General features: G+C 73.6%; 5 protein-coding genes and 1 pseudogene. 4 read left to right on the forward strand and 2 right to left on the reverse strand.

All coding sequences use genetic code 11. From position 1 onward, the window contains the following. Positions 1-79: 79 nt before the first annotated feature. Positions 80-589, forward strand: a pseudogene (locus AB0C69_RS38655) (response regulator transcription factor); the annotation flags it as partial. A 16-nt stretch (positions 590-605) separates the two neighbouring features. On the opposite strand, the gene AB0C69_RS38660 reads toward AB0C69_RS38655, so the two are convergent. Beyond that, complete coding sequence (locus AB0C69_RS38660) at positions 606-1,754, reverse strand: EAL domain-containing protein (protein ID WP_360360995.1); 1,149 nt, start codon at positions 1,752-1,754, stop codon at positions 606-608. A gap of 115 nt (positions 1,755-1,869) precedes the next feature. Continuing rightward, positions 1,870-2,265 (reverse strand): ABC transporter permease, encoded by a 396-nt coding sequence (locus tag AB0C69_RS38665; RefSeq protein WP_360360998.1) that lies wholly within the window; start codon positions 2,263-2,265, stop codon positions 1,870-1,872. Positions 2,266-2,332: 67 nt separating this feature from the next. Between AB0C69_RS38665 and AB0C69_RS38670 the strand changes: the two genes are divergently transcribed. The 3 genes from AB0C69_RS38670 to AB0C69_RS38680 form a co-directional block, all read left to right on the forward strand. Next, complete coding sequence (locus tag AB0C69_RS38670; protein WP_345181085.1) at positions 2,333-2,971, forward strand: AIM24 family protein; 639 nt, start codon at positions 2,333-2,335, stop codon at positions 2,969-2,971. After that, positions 2,971-3,624, forward strand: a complete 654-nt coding sequence (locus tag AB0C69_RS38675) for an AIM24 family protein (RefSeq protein WP_345181087.1) — start codon at positions 2,971-2,973, stop codon at positions 3,622-3,624. Before AB0C69_RS38670 ends, AB0C69_RS38675 begins: the two co-directional genes overlap by 1 nt. Positions 3,625-3,626: 2 nt before the next feature. Continuing rightward, the coding region (locus AB0C69_RS38680; protein ID WP_360361003.1) for an AIM24 family protein at positions 3,627-4,480 on the forward strand (854 nt) is incomplete at its 3' end.

A 4,480-nucleotide genomic window follows, 5' to 3' on the forward strand; every position in this document is an offset into this window, starting at 1 on the left:
GGTGTTTCGTCCCAGACTCAGGTGAGGCTGCACGGGCGCCTGTCAACTGGGGTGGCCCGTGGGATCGGCGCCGAGACATATGCCCCGCCTGGACGGCGTCGCCGCCACCCGGCGGATCGCCGGGTTCACCGCCGTCCTGGTGCTGACGACGTTCGACGTGGACGAGTACGTGTTCGGGGCGCTGCGCGCGGGCGCCGCCGGGTTCCTGCTCAAGGACGTCGACGCCGACCGGCTGGTGGAGGCGGTGCGGACGGTCGCGGCGGGGGAGGGAGTCCTCGCGCCGGGCGTCACCCGGCGGCTGATCGGCGCGTTCGCGGCCCGGCCGGCCGCCCCGGCGGAGGTGCCGGGGCTGGCGGAGCTGACGCCGCGCGAGCGCGAGGTGTTCGCCTGCCTCGGGGAGGGGCTGTCCAACGGACAGATCGCGGCCCGGCTCGCCATGGCCGAGACGACCACCAAGACGCACGTGAGCCGGATCCTCGCCAAGCTCGGGCTCGGCAGCCGGGTCCAGGCGGCCATCCTCGCCCAGGAGACGGCCGTAACGGGATTCTCCGGCCTTGATCCACATAAGGGATCATCCGGGGCGCTCTAGGCCCCCAGCGGCGGTCTCAGCGCGACATGGCCCGGATCAGGTCGGCCACCCGGACGATGCCGAGGCAGCGGCCGACCTCGTCCACCACGACCAGGTCGTCGTAGACGCGCTCGTCCTCGGCGCCCGCGGCCCGCAGCGCGGCGATCGCCGGGACGGTGCGCGGGACCGGCCGCGGCGGGTCGGCGAGCCGCGCGGCGGGCCGGCGCGCGTGCAGGGCGTGCCCGTAGGCGCCCGACAGGCGGAGCAGGAAGCGCGTCCGGTCCACGGTGAAGCTCGGCCGCTGCCGCTCGTCCACCAGGACGACGCTGGTGGCGCCGGTCTCGGCGTTGAGCACGGTGAGCACCTCGCCGGCGGTCGCCGTCAGCGGCAGCGTCACCGCGGGGAGGGTGAACTCCGACACCCGCGGCCCGAGCCCGGCCCCGGGCCGGGCGGGCGGCTCGTGCCCGCCCGTGACCGGGATGCTCACCGGCATCCCCGGGCGCCAGTCCGGCGGCGCGAGGGCCGGGCCCTGGACGAGCCGGACGCCGGCCTCCCGCAGGTGCAGCACCTGGTCGGGCGTCGTCATGCCGGGCGCGAGCACGTGCGTCTCCAGCCGGTGCGCCAGCTCGACGAGGCTCGCCACGAGCGCCGCGCGGCGCGGGTCGGCGGCCGCCGTCCGGGCCAGCCCGGGATCGAGCTTGAGCAGGTAGGAGGCGCCGTCGACGAGCAGGTCGAGCGGGGTGTGCGCGGAGCCGAGGCCGGACAGCCCGACGAGGTATCCGGCGCGGCGCAGCGCCGCCAGCGCGGCGGCGACGGCCGGGCGCCGCGCGGGCGCGAAGCCCCCGCCCACGCACAGGATGATCTCCTGCGGGCGCCGCCCGGTCTCGCCGAGACCGCGGTGCAGCCCGGCCAGCAGGTCGCCGCCGCTCGCGAGGGTCTCGGCCCGCAGCCCGATCTGCAGCGGCAGCGGCGTGCCCAGCTCGGCGGCCGCGCGCGCGGCCTCGACCGCGCGCCGCACGTCCCCGGACGCGGGGTCGGGCCGCACCGGTCCGCCGGTCCGGTCGGACTCGCCGGCCGGGGCGGCGTGCGCCTCGACGGCGACGACGGCGCCCGTGCCGAGGTCGACCACGGGGTGGAACACGGCCCGGGCCGGGACGAGCGCGTCGAGGGTGTCGGGGGCGGACACAGGCGCATCATGCCGCCCGGGGACCGGCGAAACCGCTTTTGTCAGGAGAAGTTAACCGACTATTCCCGCAGCTCACCCGGCCGGACGGCCGCCGGTCACACCCCGCGGCCTCCGGTCACAGCCCGCGGCCGCCGACGACCGCCGACAGCAGGTACGTCACGCCGGCGACGGCCGCCAGCCACACGTAGGCGGTGATGTCGGCGCCGCGCAGGGCCTGCACGATGAGGCCGCCGACGACCGCGACGGTCAGCACGTCGCCCGTCATGGCGGCGGCCCGCAGGTGGGCGCGGGCCCGGGTGCCCGACCCGAACCCCTCACTGAGCGGCAGCGCCGGCTCGTTGCGCCGGTAGGCGAGGTACGCCGCGTACCCGGCCAGCGCGGCCAGCGCGATGAGGGCCGTGCCGGACCGCCCGTCGGCGGCCAGCACGGCCCCGACCACCACGCCGGCGCCCAGGACGAGCCCTGGGACTGCCCACCGGCTGAGACTGCGGCGTTCGGGAGCGATCCACATGTGCTCATCCTTGCCGATCGGCGCACCGGGCGGACCGGCAACGCGCCGGGCGGTATCTTCTCGCTTCGTGGCGCAATTTCGAATGAACGGCTCGAAGATGCTCGCCGTCGACCTCGGCGGCGAGACGATCCGGGCGCTGAACGGCTCGATGGTGGCCTATGAGGGCCAGATGGCGTTCAAGCGGCAGGGCATGACGGGCGGCGAGGGGCTGCGCGGCGCCCTCAAACGCAAGATCGCCGGTGAGGGCATGACCCTCATGGAGATCACGGGACAGGGGACGGTCTACCTGGCGAGCGAGGCGACGGAGGTGACGCTCGTCCAGCTCACGGGCGACACCCTGTTCGTGGAGTCGGAGAGCCTGCTGGCGCTCGACGGGAGCCTGAACACGGGCGTGCAGTTCGTGGGGCTGCGGGGGATGGGCACCGGCCAGGGCCTCGCCACCACCAAGGTCGACGGGCACGGGACGGTGGCGGTCCTGTCGCAGGGGCCGGCCATCGCGCTGGAGGTGACGCCGCAGACGCCGCTCTGCGTCGACCCGCACGCCTACGTCTGCCACCACGGGCAGCTTCAGCAGGACGTGGTCACCGACGTCAACTGGCGGACGGTGATCGGCCAGGGATCGGGGGAGAGCGTGCAGTTCCGGTACCAGGGGCACGGGCTGGTCTACGTCCAGCCGGCCGAGCGCGGCGGGATTCTGGAGATCTGATGCCCGGCTACGAGTCGATCAACTCCAAGATGCTCCAGGTCCGGATCGGACCGGGGCAGGAGGTCTACAGCAAGCGCGGCGCCATGCTGGCCTACACCGGCGCGGTGTCGTTCGCCCCGACCGCCACGGCGGGGCAGGGCATCGGCGGCACGCTCGGGCGCGCCGTCGCCGGCGAGCACAGCGCGATGATGCACGTCACCGGCCAGGGCAGCGTCATGTTCGGCCACGGCGGGCTGCACGTGTCCGTCGTCGAGCTGAACGGCGCCGACACCCTGTACGCCGAGGCCGACCGGCTGCTGGTGCACGACACCACCCTGCAGGTCGGAACCATGTTCATGGGCGAGCAGGGCGGCGTGCGCGGCATCGTGCGCGGCGCGGTCACCGGGCAGGGCCTGTTCACCACGACGCTCACCGGGCACGGCGCGTGCGCGCTGCTGTCGCACGGCGGCGTGATGGAGCTGCCGATCACCCCGCAGCGCCCGGTCCACGTCGACCCGCAGGCGTACGTGGCCCACCGCGGCCAGGTGCAGAACAAGCTCACCACGGCGGTGGGGCTGCGCGACCTGATCGGGCGCGGCTCCGGCGAGGGCTTCCAGCTGGAGCTGAGCGGCTCCGGCGTCGTCTACGTCCAGGCCAGCGAGAGGAAGATCTGACCGTGAGCACGTTCGGGACGCGGACCTGGAACCCCACGACCCTGCCGTCCAACGACAACGTCAACCCCTACGCCTTCAGCGTCGACCTCAACGGGCAGTGGTTCGCGCAGAAGGGCAAGATGATCGCCTACTACGGGCAGATCAGGTTCGAGGCGCTGTCGGCCGGCCCGCTGGACTCCCTCGTCGCGCACACCTTCAACTCCCCGCTGTACGCGCAGGACTGGATCGTCGCGCAGGGGCAGGGCAAGCTCGTCCTCGCCGACCGGGGGTTCGACGTCAACTCCTTCGACCTGGAGAAGGGCAACCTCACCGTCCGGGCGGGGAACCTGCTCGCCTTCGAACCGGGCCTGGAGCTGAAGCAGTCGATCATCCCCGGGTTCCTGACCCTGATCGGCACGGGGCGTTTCGTCGCCGCCTCCAACGGGCCCGTGCACTTCGTCGAGCCGCCGATCCGCGTCGACCCGCAGGCGCTGCTCGGCTGGGCCGACTGCCCGTCGCCCTGCCACCACTACGACCACTCCTACATGCGCGGCGCGTTCGGCGCCGCCCGGATGGTCTTCGGGATCGGCGGCTCGTCCGGCGAGGAGCACCAGTTCGACTTCACCGGCCAGGGCACCGTGATGATGCAGTCGTCGGAGGTCGTGATGAACGAGGACGTCCTGCTGCGCGACCTCGAAGGCCAGATCGGGCTGGTCGGCACGTCCGGCCTGCAGCGCCTCCAGCACACGATCACGCAGCGGCTCGCCTCCGAACGCCAGGGCTCGCCCTGGCGATCAGCGTCGGAAGGGCGCCTGTCTCGCACGCGAGCGAAGCCCTTACCTGCAGGGCTTTCAAAGCCAATGGGCGCTGTGGTTAC

Origin of the sequence: Actinomadura sp. NPDC048032 (assembly GCF_040653175.1) — a bacterium.
GTDB lineage: Bacteria > Actinomycetota > Actinomycetes > Streptosporangiales > Streptosporangiaceae > Spirillospora > Spirillospora verrucosospora.

Bases quoted from the DNA above. Each gene is read 5' to 3' on its own strand.
- AB0C69_RS38675 (WP_345181087.1), top strand. From the start codon at position 2,971: ATGCCCGGCTACGAGTCGATCAACTCCAAGATGCTCCAGGTCCGGATC.
- AB0C69_RS38665 (WP_360360998.1), bottom strand. From the start codon at position 2,265: ATGTGGATCGCTCCCGAACGCCGCAGTCTCAGCCGGTGGGCAGTCCCA.